Below are 19,563 nucleotides of genomic sequence, written 5' to 3' on the forward strand. Positions count from 1 at the left end.
CCGGGAAAGAACAACGGCCGTACCACAAACGAATCGGTAGAAATGGCGAAACGCTGGCCGGGCATGGTGAAAACAGCCGCATCCCCCAAATCTTCAAGCTGCTCATTGCGAAACGCAGGCAAAAAGAGATGCTCCACCAATTCCGCCGACAGCTTGCCGCCACCGCCATGCCCCAGCACGATGTTGGGGTAGCTCCGCAGCGGCATCGGGCAGACCCAGCCTTCAAAATCCAAATCATGTGTTACTGGTTTTTGGGTCAAAGTTCATCCTTTTTGGATAGAGACTGGAGACTAGAGACTATCAATCTCTAGTCTCCAGTCCCCTTTTAATCGGTGACGGCGACGTTTTCTACCGCCACAAAACGGCCGTACTGAAAATAAGCCGCACACGCCCCCTCGCTAGACACCATCGTCGCACCCAGCGGATTGCGGGGCGTACATTCCTTGCCGAAGGCGGCGCACTCGTGGGGCTTAATCATCCCTTGCAGCACCTCACCGCTGCGGCACAGTTCAGATTCTCTGGTTTCGATATGCCCCACGTCAAAGCGAACGGCCGCATCAAAATCCCGGTACGCTTCACTCAACTCCCAGCCGCTTTGCGGAATCAGGCCAATACCGCGCCACTGCCGATCCGTTACGGTGAACACGTCGGCCAGCATTTTTTGGGCGGCGGGATTTCCTTTTTCCGTCACGGCGCGGGGGTAAGCATTTTCTACGGTGGAACGGCCGTTTTCCAACTGCACCACCGTCCGCCGAATCCCCTCCAAAACATCCAGCGGCTCAAAACCAGTCACCACAATTGGCACGTTGTAGGTTTTGGCGATGGGCTTGTATTGCCAATACCCCATCACGCTGCACACATGCCCTGCCGCCAAGAATGCCTGCACGCGGTTCGTCGGCGACTGCAAAATCACCTCAATCGCTGGTGGCACCAGCACATGAGACACCAGCATTGAAAAGTTCCGCAAATTTTGCTGCTTCGCCAAAAAAACCGCCATCCCGTTGGCCGGTGCCGTCGTCTCGAAGCCGATGCCGAAGAAAACCACCTCTTTGTCTCGGTTTTCACGGGCAATTTTTACTGCGTCCAGCGGCGAGTAAACAACCCGCACGTCACCCCCTTCGCTCTTAACGCGGAACAAATCTTTCTCGCTGCCCGGCACGCGCAGCATATCGCCAAAGGAGCAAAAGATAACGTTGGGGCGGGCGGCAATGGCCAACGCTTTGTCAATAACGCCCAGCGGCGTCACGCAGACCGGGCAGCCGGGGCCGTGAATGAGTTCGATTTTGTCGGTGAGCAACTGGTCAATGCCGTTGCGGATAATCGAATGGGTTTGGCCGCCGCACACCTCCATCATTACCCATTTTTGGGTGGCGATTTGGTCAATTTCGGTGAACAGTTTTTGGGCTAATTCCGGATCACGAAACTCTTCCAAATATTTCATGCGATTTGCTCCTTCGAAATTAAAAAGCGGAACACAGAGTTGCACAGAGAAGCACTGAGCTACACGGAGAAAAAGGAGAAATTTGTGGGTTTTCATTCATGATGTTTATGTGCAAACTCATGAAGACGCCTCTTTCAATGTTTCCTCGTCGGCAAGTAGTTCTTCTTCTAAAACGCCCATCTCGTTAAAAAGTGCCAACGTTTCCAGCGCAGATTCCTCATCGAGCTGGGTGATGGCAAAGCCAACGTGGACGATGGTGTAGTCACCAACTTCAATCTCTGGCAGGTAGGCCAGGCAGACCTCTTTTTGGATGCCGCTGAAATCCACCTTGCCCATGCGCGTGCCGTTGGCTTCATAAATTTCGGTTACTTTTCCAGGTATTCCTAAACACATATGATTCTCCTATTCAGGCCACAGAGGTCACAGAGGTTTATGAGAATTATTGCTGTTTTGATGCAATCATGATTTGTCCCAAAGCAAGTCCACCATCATTGGAAGGGACGAGGCGATGGGTGAATATTTCAAAGTTGTGGTGGTGTAAATGGCGCACGGCCGTTTCCAGCAACATCACATTCTGAAAGACGCCACCACTTAGCGCCACCTGGTTGAAGCCGTGCCGCTGCCGCATTTGCAAACTAAGCTGCAAAATGAGGTTGGCCACCGCATTATGAAACTTGGCGGCGATAACGGCCGTTGCCACCCCTGCCCGCAAATCTACCACAATATCAGCAAAAATGGGTGCCGCATCAAAACAACTGTTTGCTAGTTCAAATTGGTAGCTGGCTTCCACGCCCGGCGCGGCGATTGCCTCTAGCTCAATCGCCGCCTGCCCTTCATACGTCACCTCTTGGCGAACGCCAATCAAAGCCGCCACCGCATCGAAAAGCCGCCCCATGCTGCTGGTAGGTACGCTGTTCAGGTTTTTGGCTAACTGTTGTTGCAAAATGTGCCGCTCGGCTCCCGGGCAGGCAGCAACGCAAGGTAACGCATCATCCCAGGGCAGCCCGGCGGCGTGCAGGTGAGCCAACGCGAGGCGATACGGCCGTTTCACCGCCACATCTCCCCCGGCCAACGGTACATATTTAAGATGCGCCGCTCGTTCAAACCCTGCATAATCGGCCAGCAGCAGTTCGCCGCCCCACACCGCGCCATCGGTGCCATAGCCAGTGCCATCGAAGCTAAAGCCTATGATGGGGGTACGGCCGTCTAGCCGATGCTCGGCCAAGAGGCTGGCAACGTGGGCATGATGGTGCTGCACAGCCACCACCGGCACGTCTGTTTGTTCATGCGCCCAGCGGGTGGAGAGGTAGCCGGGATGCAAATCGCAAACCAGCTTTTCTGGCTCGGTGCGGAAGATGGCTTTGTAGTGGGAAACGGCCGTAGCAAAAGCGTCCAGCGTCTCCAAATTTTCCATATCGCCGATGTGTTGGCTCATGTAGCCGTAGTCGCCTTTGGCCAAACAAAACGTGCTTTTCAATTCTCCCCCCACCGCCAGCGTCGGCGGCACGGCCGCTGGCAACTTCACAGGGAAAGGCGCGTAGCCGCGTGAACGACGGACAGGTAACAAGTTATCGGTTATCAGTAATCCGTTATCAGTGGTCGGTCTATTGATTACCGACAATGGATTAGGGATTACGCGAACCACCGAGTCGTCGCAACGGCCGTAAATCTCGCGGTTGTGCATCAGAAAGGCGTCAGCTAGAGTGGAAAGTTGTTCACGGGCTTCGTTATTGTCCTTGACGATGGGTTCGTTGCTGAAATTAGCGGAGGTCATAACAAGAACTGGAGTGTGGAGAGTGGGGACTGGCGATTGAAAGTCTAACAGGAGGTGGTGGAGCGGCGTGTAGGGCAGCATGACCCCGATGGTGTTGTTGCTGGGAGCGACCAGCTTGGAGAGCGGATTGTTTGCTTTTTGGTGGAGGAGCAAAATCGGCCGTTCTTTGCTGGTGAGCAGCGCTTCTTCCTCTTCTGAAAGATGGGCAAATTGGCGCACAGTGGCCACGTCGCGAGCCATGACGGCAAATGGTTTATCTACGCGCCCCTTGCGTTCGCGCAGCGTTGCCAACGCCACATCGCTGGTAGCATCACACGCTAGATGAAAGCCCCCCAGCCCCTTCACCGCCACAATCCGCCCCGCCGCCAGCAATTCCTGCACCGCCACAATCGCCGCCTCACCCCTCACTGATAACTGAACACCGTTTACTGAATACTGTTCACTTTCCTCCAGCCAGACCCCCGGCCCACACATCCCACACGCATTCGGCTGGGCGTGAAAACGGCGGTCTTGCGGATTATCGTACTCGGCCTGGCAATCGGCACACATCGCAAATTCGGCCATCGTGGTCAACGGGCGATCATAGGGGATGTCCTTGATGATGGTGAAGCGGGGGCCGCAGTTGGTGCAGTTGGTGAATGGATAGCGGTGGCGGCGGTTTTGCGGATCAAACAGTTCGCTCAGACAATCGTCGCACAGGGTAATGTCGGGGGAGATGAGCGTGTTGGTAGCCGCTTGCGCCTGGCTGTGTGTAATGACGAAGTTGCGGCTATTTTGCACGGGCAGTTCAGCAACGAAGATTTGCTCAATGTGCGCCAGCGGTGGCTGGTTGTGGGTAAGCGCGTGCTGGAATTGGGCAACGGCCGTTGTCGTCCCCTCAATTTCTATAAACACGCCGCTGCTGTTGTTGCCCACAAAACCAGTTAAATTGTGCTGCTTGGCTAAACCATACACAAACGGCCGAAAACCAACCCCTTGCACCACGCCCTGCACCTTCAGGCGTTGGCGAACAGTTTGTACAGCAGGCTGCGTAGCCGATGTTGCTTGCTGAGTCATGGCACAATTTTACATCAACCTGCTCCACAATGGGCTGCGCCGAATGACATCATTACCATGTGCCTTTGTTCATATCAATAGAACTTACGCATGTCTAGATTTAATTGGGCTCGTAGTCAGCAATATGCTATTTTATAGATGTTCAGCTTCTTTATATTTGGGGAGCCTTAGGTGGTGGTGAACTGGCACACGGCCGTTCGCAACCACACTTTTTGGAGGAAGATTGTGTCTGAAAGTGTTTACAAAGTAATCGAACTTGTGGGAACCAGTGAAGAATCTTGGGAGAAAGCAGCGATAGCGGCCGTAGAACGCGCCGCCGAAACGCTACGCGATCTGCGTATTGCTGAGGTTGTGGAGCAAGATATGCAGATCGAGAATGGGAAAGTGGTTAGTTATCGTACAAAGGTCAAAGTGTCCTTCAAGTTTGACGGCTAACATAGTCGTCAATCGACAACTTAGTTCTTCAAAGAATATTGCGTATTGCGTAGAAGATGACGGAATACGCAATACGCTTTTCTCCCTTCTGTACCTATTTCATCCGATATTAACTGAATCTTACCTGCGGGCGGCGGGGGCGCAGGGGCACCTTTTGCAAAAAGGGGAAGGCGGGTTGCCAGGAGGGGGCGGCAGGCGTAGGCATCGCTTTGCGGGCGGGCTGGCACTCGTCGGCACGGATGAGCCACTCGCGCCGCACGGCTACACGGGCTTCCTGGTAGCTGGTGCGGGTACGCCTCGCTTCAAACGTCGCCAGCCGATCCAGCAACGCATCGGGAACGGCCGTATTGTCCAAATAATATACAGGCACATCCCCCCAACGCTGGGTGCAGGCTAGATGGGGCAATGGGAATTTTACGGGGAGTTCGGTACGGCCATAAACATGCTCCCACCGCTTGGCTCTATTTTCATTGATTGGTGTAATCACATACTGTGCCATTTTGGTTATCCTTATCTAGTTATAGAACAATTGTTCTAATTTTAGCATAGAACAACTTGCTTGTCTACCTACTTCTTTACCAGCGGAATAATAATATCCAGAGTGGATATTCTCTTAAATTCAAGAATTTATACGACACGATGTAAACACATAAGTGCTTGACTTGGTGGAGGGTTTAATAGAATGTAATGAAAAATTTTTACAAAAGGAAAGCAAATGGCGAACACCAAAATTACGCTTGCAAAGAATTCAGCTTTGTCGAAGCTTGCAATAATTTGTCTTCTCTACGGAGCTGTTTCAATTATTTTGACAGCACTCCAGTGGTTCCTTGTACGTTTTTTAACTCCTTTTTTGATGGCACCAGCCTTACTGTGTTCATGGGGTTTATTTGCTATATTGATGTTAATAACAATCGTGTACTTTTTTCGTGAAGTAAGAAAAACCCCTAAGAAAGCCAGCCTCCCTCTATTGATTAACATTGTTACGTTCTTGATCTTGTGGTTCGTACCGTTTACATCTCTTTGGCTTGAATTTGAGTTCAAATTGAACAAGAGTCAATATGATGAAATTGTACTAATGGTAGAAAACGAACAAATTCAACCCGGAGAAATTGGTCTTGCACAATTGCCGCCTGGATATGAAAATGTTTCAAGAGGTGGGCAAATTATCATTCAAAAAGAAAACGGTGTGACTAGCGTCTTCTTTTTTACTTTTCGTGGCGTTTTAGATAGTTTTTCGGGATACATGTATCGCTCAGATGATACACCACCGCCCAAAAATTTTATCGGCGATTGGTTCCAAATTGAAAGAAAGGAATCACACTGGTTTTTTTGTGCGTCCCAGTAAGAAAAAAGCTCGCCGAATTGGCGAGCTTTTTCTATGTCTGTGTGCCCCTGCCAGAATTCGAATCTGGAACCTTTGCCTTCGGAGGGCAACACTCTATCCAATTGAGCTACAGGGGCGTTTTGTTGCGGGCGGATTTTGCCATACGGTCTGGTAAAAGTCAAATATGGTGAACGGTGTTCCGTCGTCGGTAATCGGTGAACGGTCTGTACGCAAAGCGGTCGCCCAGCGACATTACTGACCTACCGATTACTGATAACCGCCTCAACTGATCTCAACCAGCAGCGTGTTGCTTGCCACCGTCTCACCAGGGGCAACGTGAATGGCTTCCACACGGCCGTTCGTTGGCGAACGCACTTCATTTTCCATCTTCATTGCTTCCAAGATGACAATGGGCTGCCCAGCCGCGACTTCTTCACCAACCTCCACCAAATAGCGAGCGATGAGGCCAGGGATGGGTGCTTTGAGACGGCCGTCGCCGCTGCGGTGTCGGGGAGCCATGGCCTCTAAATCGCGCACTTCGATGGGATGCAGCCCGTTGTTGCCCGCCACCCAGCGCAAATCGGGATCGAACAACAGTTCATACGGCCGTTCGTCCACTATCATCCAGGTGTGATCATTGATCGGCGCATTGGGGTTGGGAATTTGCACCATCACGGTTTCACCATTCACCTGCACGGTAAGGCTGTTAGCCTGCGGCGTGGGACGGTCAAAGCTGATTTCATATGGTTCTTCGTTTAAGGTGATCAGTAATTTACTCATTGGAATTTCTAACTGTGTTAGTCACTTACTGCGGCAGCCGCCGACTGTCTTTGTGCCAACCGCTTTGCCACCGTTCAGGCGTGGTTGGGTTAAACAGTTGATGACGCCGGGCAAAGTGAACGGCCGTAATCACCGCCAGATCACGCAATTGCACCTCAGAATCATCCCCGTTGGCGGTGGGTTTGGTAAAAAAGCTCGTGTTGTAATGTGCCCGCGCAAAAGCAGATGTGTGCATAATGCGCTGCATGAGCGGTAAATTGGTTGGCGTGCCCGCCAACACAAAATCGGCCAACGCACTCTTCATGCGTGCCAAACAAACATCCCGGTCTGCGCCCCAAGTGGTGAGCTTGGCCACGAGCGGATCGTAGTTTGGCGGCACATGGCATCCGTTGTAAACGTAGGTGTCAATGCGTACCTGTGGCCCTGTTGGCAGCCGCACCTCGGTAAGCTGCCCTGGGCTAGGCAAAAAGTTTTGCCACGGATCGTGGGCATTCAGGCGGCAGGTCATCGCCCAACCGGTAAAGGTAATCTCGTTTTGCGTCCAGGCCAGTGGTTCACCTGCGGCTACAAGAAGTTGTTGCCGCACCAGGTCAATGCCCGTCAACATTTCGGTAATGGGATGCTCTACCTGTATGCGCGCCTTGATTTCGCTGAAATAGAAATTTCCTTCGCCATCCAGCAAAAATTCCACCGTACCCACATTTTGGTAATTAAACAGCTTGCCAATAGCCAAAGCCGTTTGCAAAATCGCTTCGCGCTGAGCGTCGTTGAGAATAGGAGAGGGCGCTTCTTCAATGATTTTTTGGTTGCCAACAATGATCGAGCCTTCTCGTTCACCTAGATGTACCAGGTTGCCATGCTGGTCGCCCAGCAACTGTACACCAATTTGGTGAGCAGGCAGCAAGGCACGTTCCAAATAAAGATGTTCGTTGCCAAAGACGGCACGGGATTCGGCGGAAGCGCGCTGTACGGCCGTTGCCAACTGTTCGGGTTTATACACCAGGCGTTCTCCCCGGCCGCGCCCACCGTGGCACGATTTAATCACGAGCGGATAGCCTATTTCTGCGGCTGTGGCGCTGATGGTTTCAATATCATCAACATCCAGGCAAGCGGGTGAGTTGAGAACAGTCGGGAAACCCGCCGCACGTACAATTGCCAATACATCAACCTTAGCGCGAACCGCGTCAATGACCTCGGCGGGCGGCCCAATGAAGCAAATTCCTGCATCTTGACAAGCACGAACAAAAGACGGCCGTTCCGCCAAAAAACCATAGCCCGGATGCACCGCATCCACTTCATATGCCAGGGCAATCTGAATGATCGTCGTCTCATCCAAGAAGGTTTCTGGGGAAGGCAACCGTACGCAAAAATCGGCCAGCCGCACATGCAGCGACTCAACATCGCTTTCGTCGTACAGCACCACCGTTTCAATACCCATCTCGCGGCAGGTACGAATCGCGCGCACTGCAATTTCGCCCCGGTTTGCAATTAAAATTCGTTTGAACATTTTTTCCTCAGGGAGTTTGCAAGTGGCAAGTGTGCGAGTCTACAAGTTTTACTTGCAGACCTGCATACTTGCAGACTTTCTACATTGGCGAAATCCCATGCTTCTTGGATACATGGCTTTCTCGCTTAGAGAGCGTTAGCTCCAGCGCACGCACCAGCGCAGTGCGCGTGTCGCGTGGCTGGATCACGTCGTCAATGAGGCCACGCGCGGCAGCCACGTAGGGATTGTTGAACTTCTTCTCGTAGTCGGCTACCAGCTCTGCACGACGGGCTTCCGGGTCTTCGGCGGCCTGCACATCGCGGCGGAACAGGATGTTGACCGCGCCTTCGGCACCCATGACGGCGATTTCGGCATTGGGCCAGGCGTAGAGCAGATCGCCACGTAGGCCCTTGCTGCTCATCACACAGTACGCGCCGCCGTAGCTTTTACGCAAAATAATCATCAACTTAGGCACGGTGGCTTCGCTGTAAGCGTAAATCATGCGTGCGCCGTTGCGAATGATGCCGCCGTACTCCTGGTCTTTGCCGGGCAAAAAGCCAGGCACATCTTGCAGGGTGATGATGGGAATGTTGTACGCATCGCAAATGCGGATGAAGTGAGTGGCTTTGAGGGAGGCTTTGATGTCTACACAACCTGCCAGCACCATCGGCTGGTTAGCTACAATGCCCACCACGTAGCCATTCAATCGCGCAAAGCCCACCACCATATTTTCCGCCCATAGCTGGTGTACTTCAAAAAAACGGCCGTCGTCCACCACGCTATGAATCACCCGACGCACATCATATGGTTTGTGTGGGTCTGTGGGAACCACATGCTCCAATTCAGGCGTGCGTCGGTTGGGATTATCTACAGGACGCATGTACGGTGGGTCTTCTTTGTTGTTGCTGGGCAGGTAGCTCAACAGTTCGCGCACCCGCATCAGGCATTCCCGGTCATCGGTGGTGAGGAAGTGACACACGCCGCTTTCCTGGCTGTGCATCTGCCCGCCGCCCAGCTCTTCAAAGGTCACATCTTCTTGCATGACGGCTTTAACTACCTGCGGCCCGGTGATGAACATATAGCTCTTCTCGGTCATGAAGACGAAGTCGGTGAGGGCAGGTGAGTAAACCGCGCCGCCAGCACACGGCCCCATGATGACCGAAATTTGAGGGATGACGCCGGAGGCTTCGCAGTTGGCGTCGAAGATTTTGGCGTAACCGCCCAGGCTATCAACCCCTTCCTGAATCCGCGCCCCACCAGAGTCGTTGAGGGCAATGAAGGGGCAGCCGTACTGGATGGCCATCCGCATCGCTTTCACAATTTTATTGGCGTGCATTTCGCCCAGCGAGCCACCCATGACGGCCGCATCCTGCGAAGCGGCCATGGCGTGACGGCCGTTTATCAGCCCAAATCCGGTAACAACGCCATCGCCGTAACGGGATTTCTTGCCGCCGACGTAGCTATCGTAGCGGGGCGTTACCAGCGAATCAATTTCGTTAAAGGTGCCGGGGTCAAACAACAGCTCAATGCGCTCCCGCGCCGTCAGCCGCCCCTTGCCATGCTGCCGCGCGACGTCTTTTTCCGTGCCCTGGGCAATCTCCTGCCGATTTTGCAACTCGTCTTTGTAATACTGCATTTCTTTTATCATCTTTCTTCCCGTTGTCGGTAATCGGTATACTGTAATTGGTAATCAGTGCGTTTTACTGATTACTGGTCATCGATTACTGATTACCGTTTTTATTGTTTAACAACCAGCGTCATCACAAAGTGGTTCATGGTGCGCCACCAGCCCGAAAAGTGCGGGGCTTCTTTTGGCAAGCGTGTATTGTCACACCGAATCTTAAACCGCACCCAGCTATCAGACGGCCGTTCCCCCGGATCAATCAAACAAGAAATGGCGCGTGTATCAACCGACAGCCCCAGGTGCAACGCTTTCAGAACAGACTCTTTGGCACTCCAAACGGCCGTTACCAACGTATCCCGCTGCGTCCCTGCCACCTGCCTTACCAGAAGGGCTTCTGTCTCAGTAAAATAATCATCAATAAACGCTTCGCTGCGCGGTTTAATTAGCTCCAAGTCACAACCAATTGGCCACACTGGTTTGGCAACGGCCGTTACCAGCGCGTGCCCGTGCGAATGGCTAATTGAGATGCTGAATTGACCGTTTACCATCGGTAACTGCGACTCAATGGTAGGCACCCCATCTGCATTGTTGCTCACCGTGATGAGGTCGAGCGGCACGGTCGTATTTTGCGTTTCCCAAACCACCGTTTGCAGCAGCCGCTTGGTTGTCCAGCGACCCAGCAGCCAGTCACGCCGCCGCTTTTCTGTTTTCAATGAGGCCAGTCGCGCTGCTTCTTTTTCACTCAAAAATTGAAACGAACCGCCAGTAACGGCCGTTTGCGGAACAACTTCGTGGGATTGTGCGAGCCAGTGGATCATTTTTCTTCCTTGGAGATTGGAGACTGGAGATTGACTGCTCAAACAGCCCAATCTCCAGTCTCCAATCTCTAATCTCCCCAAATTCCTAAAGTGAAACTTCACCCGGCAGCTGAACCGTCCGGTAGCCGTTCAGCTCCACAAACACGTTGCCAGATTTGTCCACAACTTGTGCATTAAACGCCGCGCCATCATCAACTGCTTCAACGATGGCGTATAGGCGCCCTTTCGCGTCTGCTTCCTGCTTGTAGGCGGTCACGCTGCCAATGGCCAGTGGGAGGGCCATCTGCTGCTTACTGTGGATTTCCCACACGCCTGCCGTCTGGAAGCAGAACTCAACCAATCTTGGGGCGATTAGCTCTGGCGCGTCTACCGGATTGCAATTGGCGGGTAAATCCTGTGCCAACAGACCAATTGCCGTGCCGCCATCTACCTGCACGCTTTCTAAAACCTGGTAGGCCGGGCCGTGGAAGTAGATTTTGTAGATGTCTTCAGCCCCGATGTTCATATCTTCTGCTTTGGGAGCTTTGAATTTCAACTTCTTGGTTTTGGGTGCCTTAGCTCCCAGCCGCACGGTGGCGGTGAAGTGCAGCTTCTCCTGAATGCCGGTTTTCAATTCACGGCGGGAGTGCATACTGGTGTGTACCAGAATTTCCTTGCCATTCGGTACGGCCGTTGCGCTCAAAATCATCATCTGCGGCTCCATCCGGTAATACTTAAACGGGGCGTGGAAATCTTCATTCTCAACGGCCGTTACTGCGTAACCGGGAGCCACCAATGAAGCGATTTCAGCAAACGTTTCTGTACCCATCACGCCAGGCAGCAGCGGCGTGCCGTCCATCGCATGGTCAAACAAAAACGGCTGTTCGTTCGGGTCTAACACCGTTTCTGCCTGGAGGCCGCCGTACAGATTGTACGCTGTCACCTTGCCCACCATCAGCAGATCATCATCATTCACTTTGTCTAAATCGAGGCCACCTGTCGGATGCCGCTCTTCAATGAGAATGCCAAGCTTGCCGCCTGCCAAAATCTCGCCCTTGAAGCCGCTGGCGACCAGCTCACGCCGTACCGTTGGTACGCCAACCTCTGGCGGCAGCATCTCGATGCCAGCCATCTCCATAATTCTGGGAATGGAACCGCGCGTCGCCATGCCAATGCCGCCCCAAGCTGTCCAATCAATCGCGATCCCTTTGGTATTGGGTCGCGTATTGCGGAAGCTACTGGTGAGCTTGCACAGCAGGTCGTTGGCTGCGCTGTAGTCGGTTTGGCCGTTGTTGCCAAATCGTCCCGCCACGGAGCTAAAGACCACGGTTGCACCAATTGGCATCTCTTTGGCTGCACTCAGCAAGCTAAAGAAGCCGTCGGATTTGATGTCGTACACCAGGTCGAACTGGGCTGCATCCTTCTGGTCTAGCCCTCGGCTAATTTCGATGCCGCCTGCATGAACCAGAACGTCGATTTTACCGTACGTCTCGCGAATGTTTTCGACAACGGCCGTTATCGCCTCGCCATCCAGCAAATTCACGCTGTGGTAAAGGGGCAGCCCGCCTGCGGCCGTTACTGCTTCAATCGCGCTCAACGCCGCCTCAGACCGCTCAATTGCCATCAGCTTCTTGTTGATCATCACCGGGGTCGGTTTTTCACCAGCCGCTTTGGCTTCGGCAATGAGTTGGGTCTTCAGTGCATTTTCATCCTCGCGGAACAGCTGGATATGCGGGTCATCCGGTGCGGGTGCTTCTACCAAATCCAGCAGGTAGAAGATGCCGCCGCTGGCCGCTGCCAAATCGCTGACGATGGCACTGGTGATGCCACCCGCCGCGCCGGTTACCACAAACACCGTTTCCTTGTCCAGCGTCAGGCCGGGTTCACCGTCGGCTGCCGGTTGCTCGAGGAGGGTCACGGCCGTTCGCTGTTTACCGACATAGCCAACTTCTACCACACCGGGGTCGGTGATGGTTTCAGCAATCAGCAGATCGGCGAAGGCGGCCGTTTTGCGGCTTACCTCAAAGTCTACCGCTTTCACCAGGACGGACGGCCGTTCATGGCGATACGCTTTGGTAAAGCCCGTCACGCCGCCGCCCAATGGCGCCACTGCGCCGTTGGAGTCGTAGCCGTGCTGCCCGCCCAGCCGCGTCGCCGAAACGAGGAAGTTGTTCGCTTCATTCACCACATCGTACAACACGCGCATCGTGATGGAGAGGTTCTTCACCCGGATGCGGTTGGCTTCGCGCCACGCTGCTAAGTCCATCGTCATCAGGTCAGCTTCCACATCGAGTGCGGGCAGCCAGTAGACGCCCTGGATCGCACCGTCGGCCAGCCAGCTTTGCAGCTGTGCCTCCAGTTCAGCTTGGGGCAGCGTCACGTCTAATGTCAGAACGGTTGCACCCATCTTCTCCAGCTTCTTCACGAGGGCTTTGCCCACGCCGCCTTCGTCCAACGCCACAATCACGCGGCTGTTTTCATCTAAAACGACGCCCGTGGGCACGCATTCGTCGAGATCTGGCCGCAGAACGGCCGTGGCAACGCGGCGGGGGAATGTATCTGCATCTTCGAGATTATATTGGGAAACGGCCGTTTGCGGGGCTGCTGGTGAATCAGAGACGGCCGTTTCTGCCTTCTCCTCAACCGGCAAACGGCTCGCCGCTTTTAAATCAGGCCGCATCTCATGTACAAAACCCACCACCTTCGCCAGCGTGTTGTAATCACGCAGGTTCAGGTCGTCACGGCGGGGAATGTCAAACGCCTGCCGAATCGCCACAAACGTCTCCGCCTGTTTCACCGTGTCGATACCCAAATCAGCTTCCAAATCCAAATCTGGTTCCAGCATGTCCACCGGATAGCCGGTCTGCTCAGCAATGATATTGAGTACCTTGTCCATCACCGGGTCACCGTCAGTCGCTGGTGCTTCGGATGTAGCAACTGGTTCACTCACCGCTGTTTCAGTAGCTGCTGGTTCACTAACTGCCAACTCTGGCCGCATTTCGCGCACAAAGCCAACCACGCGAGCCAACGTGTTGTAATCACGCAAATTCAAGTCGTCGCGGCGCGGAATGTCAAACGCTTGCCGGATGGCTACAAACGTCTCCGCCTGCTTCACTGTGTCGATGCCCAAGTCCGCTTCCAAATCCAAATCTGGCTCCAGCATATCAATCGGATAACCAGTCTGGTCAGCAATGATATTTAACACTTCGTCCATTACCGGGTCGGAGACTGGAGATTGGAGATTGGAGATTGGTTCTGCTTCAACAACTGATTCACTGCTTGCCGATGACTGACTACTAATTACTGGTTCACTGGCGACTGCCAACTCTGGCCGCATTTCGCGCACAAAGCCAACCACGCGCGCCAGCGTATTGTAATCACGCAGATTCAAGTCGTCGCGACGCGGAATGTCAAACGCTTGCCGAATCGCTACAAACGTTTCAGCTTGTTTCACTGTGTCGATGCCCAAGTCTGCTTCCAGGTCTAAATCTGGTTCCAGCATATCCACCGGATAGCCAGTTTGCTCAGCAATAATGTTCAATACCTGATCCATTACCGGGTCGGAGACTGGAGACTGGAGATTGGAGATTGGTTCCGCTTCAACAACTGATTCACTACTTACCGATGACTGACTACTGATTACTGGTTCACTGGCGACTGCCAACTCTGGCCGCATCTCTTTAACGAAGCCAACAACTCTTTCCAGCGTGTTGTAATCTCGCAGGTTCAAGTCGTCGCGGCGCGGAATGTCAAACGCTTGCCGGATGGCGACAAACGTTTCTGCCTGTTTCACCGTGTCGATGCCCAAGTCCGCTTCCAAATCGAGTTCCGGCTCCAGCATTTCGGTGGGGTATCCGGTTTGTTCAGCAATAATGTTGAGTACCTGTTCCGTTACTGTGTCGGAGACTGGAGATTGGAGATTAGAGATTGGTTCTGCTGGCGGCGGCGTTGGTTCTGGCACGGCCGTTTCTACCTTCACCTCTGCTGGTTTTGCTTCTACAGGTTTAGGTTCTAGCTCTTCCTTTACTGGCTCACTGATTACTGACGACTGTTTACTGATTATCGGTTCTGGCATGACGATGGGTGCGGGTTGTGCCGCAACGCCAACGCTGCCTTGCCCTATTTGGGTGCGAACCACGGGGCCAGTGCCGTACTGCCAGTTGCTAGGTGCGGGTGGCCGTCCCGGGTTCCCTTTGGCAACGATGCGTAAGTTTCGCTTTTCGACTTCCAGTTCAGCATAGTCGTAGCCGCTAATGGCATCGAGCCATTGCTGGTAGCGAGGTTGCTGGTCAATGCGGTTTGGCCCACCAGGAATGCGTCGCGTCAGGCTAAAGGCAATTTGGGAACCAAAGCCAGCCGCCAGGTGGAGCGAATATTGCACCGGATACCGTCCGCCACGACTCAGGTTGAGCTGACCCAAGTCTGGGTCTACCTCTTTGTAGTTGGGGACGGGGGGCACGATGCCGTGTTCCAAAATCTTAAGAGCTATCACGTCTTCAACACCCACACCCATCGGATGTCCGGTGAAGCCTTTGGTGTTCGCCACAATGATTTCTTTGGCCGCATCGCCAAAGTTTTCACGCAGGGCCGTTACCTCGGCTGCTGCGCTGCCGCCGCGTGCCGGAGTGAAGGTTTCGTGTGACATGAAAACTAGCTGCGGCGCCATGGCATACCGATTGAGGCCAAAACGACTTTCGGCCGTTTTCAACAAATCATCCATCACCATCGAGATGTGGTCGACGTCTAGCCGGGAACCGTGGAAGGCACTGTTGCGGGTTTCGGTGCTGAGAACCTCAACGATGCCGCGCATCCCACGTTCCTGAACAGCGTCTTCGCTCTCCAAAACCAAAGCGCAGGCACCCATGCCCAAAATCGTACCGTGACGACGCTTGTCGAATGGCAGGGCGGCTTCATCGACTTTGTCATCGGTGGCGGCTGCGCCTAATGCCAGGAAGCCGGAGCCAACCCATTCCATCAGGTGATCGCCAGTTACGTCGTCGGCGGCGATAACAATGACTCTGCGGCAACGGCCGTTCCGAATCCAATCTTCTGCCAGGGCAATACCTTGGGTGGTGCTGGCACAGGCGGCGTTTACGTGGGTGTTCGGGCCACGTGCGCCAATGTACTCAGCAAACTGGCTGTGCCCCATCGCCAAAATGCGGAAAATAAAGCGACGGTCAAAGATGTATGGTTCATTGGTTAGCTGTTCACGCAGCTCATTAATGCGGCGCGTGATTTCCAGCAAGGTCGTTTGGTCACTGGCATAGCGGCGTAAATCTTCCAGCATTTCTAGCTGCTCTACCCGACTTTGGTGCGTGTAGAACCGCTCAAAATCTTCGGCAAAGCGGTCACCACCGGGGAACGCGCTGGCAAAAATGACACCAGTCTCGTCCCGCAACGCCTCAGGCAGCATCCATTTTTGCGGCAGGTAGCTGCCCGTTGTTGTCTTCTTGTAGGTCATCGTCAGCGGAATACCCGCTTCGCGCAGGGCATCTAAACCAGCCGCCATCGCCAACTGGGTGGTGATGTCTAGCGCATCCACCAATTTTTGCGGCACGCCATACTCTTCAGCCAAATCAAAGCTGCCAGGGCGACCTGCCAAACGAATCACTTTGTCCTGGTCGTCAATGGTGGCAAAGCTGCCGCCGCCGTCTGCGGCTTTGACAAGCCGAGTAATTTGCTTACCCACCATCTTGCGCCGGAATCGTTCGGGGATGAGATCAACAAACTGTTCGCCCTGCAAAATGCGGAGGGCGTTGTCTGGGTCCATCACTGGCTTTTCCGTGCCGGGCAAGCCCAAACCGGTGCCGCTAATCACCACAGAGCCGTTGGGTTCCTGGTTGCGATTGTAGGGGAGATTAGAGACTGGAGATTGGAGATTGGTTTGCAGGGCCTGGAGTAACTGCCCTAAATTGTCTGGCGAAGCAACGGCCGTTGGACTGCCATTTGCCGCCGGGGTTGAAACTTTCATAACGGGTTCCTCATTTTGTAAACCTCTGGCCATTGGGGGCGTTGGTTGTGCAAACTGCCCCGCGTATCCGGCCGCGTACAAGCCACACAACGCCTGGTTAAAGGAAGGCATCGTGCCATTTTTGGGATGATTGGTCATCAGAGCGGTAACGTCTTCTTTATCAGCAAAAACATCGTTGGCAAAGCCGCGCAACGCCCGTTTTGGCCCGACCTCTACAAAGGTGCGCATGCCTTGCGCGTAAAGCGTTTCCAGCCCCTTTACCCACTGGACTGGGGAAGCGATCTGCAATTTCAGCATATCTTTAATCGCTTCCACATCGGTCGGGTAAATTTCGCCCGTCACGTTGGCCACTAGCGGCAGCTGTCCCGGTCGGATGTCTAACCGATCCAGCACGCGCCGGAGCGGTTCACTGGCCGGAGCCACAATGCTGGTGTGGAAAGCGTGGCTCACGGGCAGCAACATGCCCCGATACCCTTTGGCTTCAAACTGCTTCACGGCCTCTTCCACTGCTTCGCTCGCCCCACCAAAGACGCATTGGCTGCGGCTGTTGATGTTGGCTGGAACCACATAGCCATCGATGCTGTTCAAAACGGCCTCAACTTCCTCATACGGTGCCAAAACAGCCGCCATCTTACCTTTGTCCGGCACGTCTACCGCTGCCATTTCTGCACCGCGCGCGGCGGAAGCTTCCAGCGCGTGGGCAAACGGCATGATGCCAGCAGCAATCAGCGCTGCATATTCGCCTAACGAATGCCCCATCACCATGTCGGGGTTAAAACCGTAGCTTTGCAGCAGCTTAAAGATGGCAATGTCCATCGTCAGCATCGCGGGTTGGGTGATTTCCGTTTGCATCAGGTCAAAGGTCGCCTGATTGATCGCGTCCTTGTCCTCTGGGTCTACAAAAATGTAGTCGGTGAGCGGCTTGCCCAAGATGGGCTTCATCACTGCATCCGCTTCATCAAACACTTTCTTGACAATGGGTGAGAACTCGACCAGTTCTTGGCCCATATTCACATATTGGCTACCCTGGCCGGGAAACATAAAGGCTATTTTGCCTTTGGGCTTGCCGGAGCCCCGGAAGATGCCCTGGGCCTCCATTGCTTTCCATGCCTGATGGGAATCCATCCCCATCACTTTTTGCGCTTTTTGCAGCCGACCCAGCAGTTCTTCATGGTTGCCAAAGTCGATGACAAGACGTTCTGGAGATTGGACAACGGCCGTTTCTGGCAAAGCAAATTCTGGCGTCCAGCCACCTTCAACTTTCTTCAGCGTGGCATCAAGCTGTTGGCTCAAGCCAGCCGTATCATTCGCTCCTAGAGCGACAATGCCACGCGGCGGGGCCGGTTTACTGCTGGCTGGAGGTGTAGGTGGTGGGGCTGCGGGACGGCCGTTTACCTTCTCACTCACGGCAAACTGCTTGCGGTCGCGCGTTAACGCCCCTGGAATGTGCTCTTCCAACACCAGATGGAAGTTGGTGCCACCAAAGCCGTAAGCACTTACCCCCGCGCGGCGCGGCGTACCGTTTGTTTCCCAATTGCGTGCGTCATTCAGCAGCGCAAAGGGTGTTTGGCTAAAATCAATGTTGGGGTTGGGCGGATTTGCATTCAGCGTCGGTGGCAAAATCTTGTGGTGCAGTGCCATCGTGGCTTTTAGCATTCCGGCTGCGCCCGCCCCGGCCTTCAGGTGGCCGATGTTGCTCTTGGCCGATCCCAAGCCAATGCTGCCGCGCTTGGCTTCGCCAAAAATTTTTGTGAGGCTTTCCACTTCCACCACGTCGCCAACGCGGGTGCTGGTGCCGTGGGCTTCCACCATGCCAGCCGTGGCAGGGTCTAACCCAGCATTTTCCCAGGCGCGGGAGATTGCTAGCTGCTGGCCAATTGGGTTGGGAGCGGTGATGCCCTTCCCCTTGCCGTCGCTGGCGCCGCCAACACCACGAATCACAGCGTAAATCTTGTCGCCGTCCCGCTCGGCATCGGCCAGACGCTTTAATAGGAAGAGCCCCGTGCCTTCGCCCATCACAAAGCCGTCAGCACCATCGCCAAACGGCCGTGTGCCAGTCGCACTCAAGGCACCGATCTTGCAGAACTTCACAAAGCTGCCGATGCCCATATTGCGATCCACACCGCCAGCAATCACGGCATCAATCTTGTGCTCCGTCAGCATCTCAACGGCCGCTTCCACCGCGGCAAAGCTGGAGGCGCAAGCAGCATCCGTAATGAAGTTTGGCCCCCGAAGATTCAACATGTTGGCTACCCGCCCAGAGACGATATTTGGTAGTTCACCGGGCATGGAATCTTCAGTAATCGGGGGAATTTGCTGATCAATATGGTTGTGCCAACCAGTCAAAATGGCTTCCCGCGTAGCGGCGGGCAGTGCCTGAAATTCAGCTACGCCCGTTAAAGCATTCGCATATTCGGGGAAAACAATGCGGGTATTAGTCTGGTAATGCAGCTCACCACCCATTGCTGTACCGATAATGGTGGCAACGCGGTCGGTGTCTAACGGCCGTTCTGGATACCCATAATCCGCCAAAACATCCGCCGCTACCGTCACCGCCCACTGCTGCCCCTCATCCATCGAGGCAGCAACTTTTGGCGGCATCCGAAAACGCTTCCAATCAAAAGAAAAGTCCCGCACCCAGCCACCGATTTTGCTGTATGTCTTATCGGGTGCTTTCGGGTCGGGATCGTAATAATCGGCGATGCTCCAACGGTTGGCAGGCGTTTCGGTGATGCTGTACCGTTTGTTCAGCACGTTTTGCCAAAAAGCTGCCGCACTTGACGCATCCGGCAGCAACGCCCCCACGGCCACAATGGCAATCGCTCGGTCTGCTGTGTTACTCATTTCTTTACTCCAAAAAGAAGTAATAGGGTAA

At 54.1% G+C, this 19,563-nt stretch carries 11 protein-coding genes, 1 tRNA gene and 1 pseudogene; 2 read left to right on the forward strand and 11 right to left on the reverse strand.

Translation table 11 applies throughout. From position 1 onward, the window contains the following. From ACOQPM_RS05570 to hypF, 4 genes and pseudogenes are all read right to left on the reverse strand, one after another. Positions 1 to 260 (reverse strand): annotated as a pseudogene (locus ACOQPM_RS05570) (hydrogenase expression/formation protein HypE); the annotation flags it as partial. 65 nt (positions 261 to 325) lie between these two features. Then, a complete protein-coding gene (gene hypD / locus ACOQPM_RS05575; RefSeq protein WP_420628255.1) occupies positions 326 to 1,441 on the reverse strand; it encodes a hydrogenase formation protein HypD in 1,116 nt (371 codons plus the stop codon). Between the two features lie 117 nt (positions 1,442 to 1,558). Continuing rightward, complete coding sequence (locus ACOQPM_RS05580; protein ID WP_420628256.1) at positions 1,559 to 1,834, reverse strand: HypC/HybG/HupF family hydrogenase formation chaperone; 276 nt, start codon at positions 1,832 to 1,834, stop codon at positions 1,559 to 1,561. A 46-nt stretch (positions 1,835 to 1,880) separates the two neighbouring features. Then, positions 1,881 to 4,271, reverse strand: coding sequence for a carbamoyltransferase HypF (gene hypF / locus ACOQPM_RS05585; protein ID WP_420628257.1), 2,391 nt, complete (start codon positions 4,269 to 4,271; stop codon positions 1,881 to 1,883). 225 nt (positions 4,272 to 4,496) lie between these two features. Between hypF and ACOQPM_RS05590 the strand changes: the two genes are divergently transcribed. Continuing rightward, the gene (locus ACOQPM_RS05590) at positions 4,497 to 4,706 is read left to right on the forward strand and encodes a dodecin family protein (RefSeq protein ID WP_420628258.1); all 210 of its coding nucleotides are present in this window, start codon (positions 4,497 to 4,499) and stop codon (positions 4,704 to 4,706) included. 109 nt (positions 4,707 to 4,815) lie between these two features. Here ACOQPM_RS05590 and ACOQPM_RS05595 read toward each other — a convergent pair whose 3' ends face one another. Continuing rightward, positions 4,816 to 5,205 (reverse strand): hypothetical protein, encoded by a 390-nt coding sequence (locus ACOQPM_RS05595; RefSeq protein WP_420628259.1) that lies wholly within the window; start codon positions 5,203 to 5,205, stop codon positions 4,816 to 4,818. Between the two features lie 216 nt (positions 5,206 to 5,421). Here ACOQPM_RS05595 and ACOQPM_RS05600 point away from each other — a divergent pair, with 216 nt between their 5' ends. After that, positions 5,422 to 6,051: a hypothetical protein gene (locus ACOQPM_RS05600; protein ID WP_420628260.1), complete on the forward strand. Its 630-nt coding sequence runs from the start codon at positions 5,422 to 5,424 to the stop codon at positions 6,049 to 6,051. A gap of 42 nt (positions 6,052 to 6,093) precedes the next feature. Here ACOQPM_RS05600 and ACOQPM_RS05605 read toward each other — a convergent pair. The 6 genes from ACOQPM_RS05605 to ACOQPM_RS05630 form a co-directional block, all read right to left on the reverse strand. After that, positions 6,094 to 6,167, reverse strand: a tRNA-Arg gene (locus ACOQPM_RS05605). Positions 6,168 to 6,312: 145 nt separating this feature from the next. Further along, positions 6,313 to 6,810: a biotin/lipoyl-containing protein gene (locus ACOQPM_RS05610; RefSeq protein WP_420628261.1), complete on the reverse strand. Its 498-nt coding sequence runs from the start codon at positions 6,808 to 6,810 to the stop codon at positions 6,313 to 6,315. A gap of 25 nt (positions 6,811 to 6,835) precedes the next feature. Then, a complete protein-coding gene (locus ACOQPM_RS05615; RefSeq protein WP_420628262.1) occupies positions 6,836 to 8,317 on the reverse strand; it encodes an acetyl-CoA carboxylase biotin carboxylase subunit in 1,482 nt (493 codons plus the stop codon). A gap of 79 nt (positions 8,318 to 8,396) precedes the next feature. Further along, entirely contained in the window at positions 8,397 to 9,944 is a 1,548-nt protein-coding gene (locus ACOQPM_RS05620) for an acyl-CoA carboxylase subunit beta (RefSeq protein WP_420628263.1), read from the reverse strand. Between the two features lie 89 nt (positions 9,945 to 10,033). Further along, positions 10,034 to 10,738: a 4'-phosphopantetheinyl transferase family protein gene (locus ACOQPM_RS05625; RefSeq protein WP_420628264.1), complete on the reverse strand. Its 705-nt coding sequence runs from the start codon at positions 10,736 to 10,738 to the stop codon at positions 10,034 to 10,036. A gap of 85 nt (positions 10,739 to 10,823) precedes the next feature. Continuing rightward, a complete protein-coding gene (locus tag ACOQPM_RS05630) occupies positions 10,824 to 19,532 on the reverse strand; it encodes an SDR family NAD(P)-dependent oxidoreductase (protein WP_420628265.1) in 8,709 nt (2,902 codons plus the stop codon). Positions 19,533 to 19,563 lie beyond the last annotated feature (31 nt).

Source organism: Candidatus Leptofilum sp. (assembly GCF_965223525.1).
GTDB lineage: Bacteria > Chloroflexota > Anaerolineae > Promineifilales > Promineifilaceae > Leptofilum.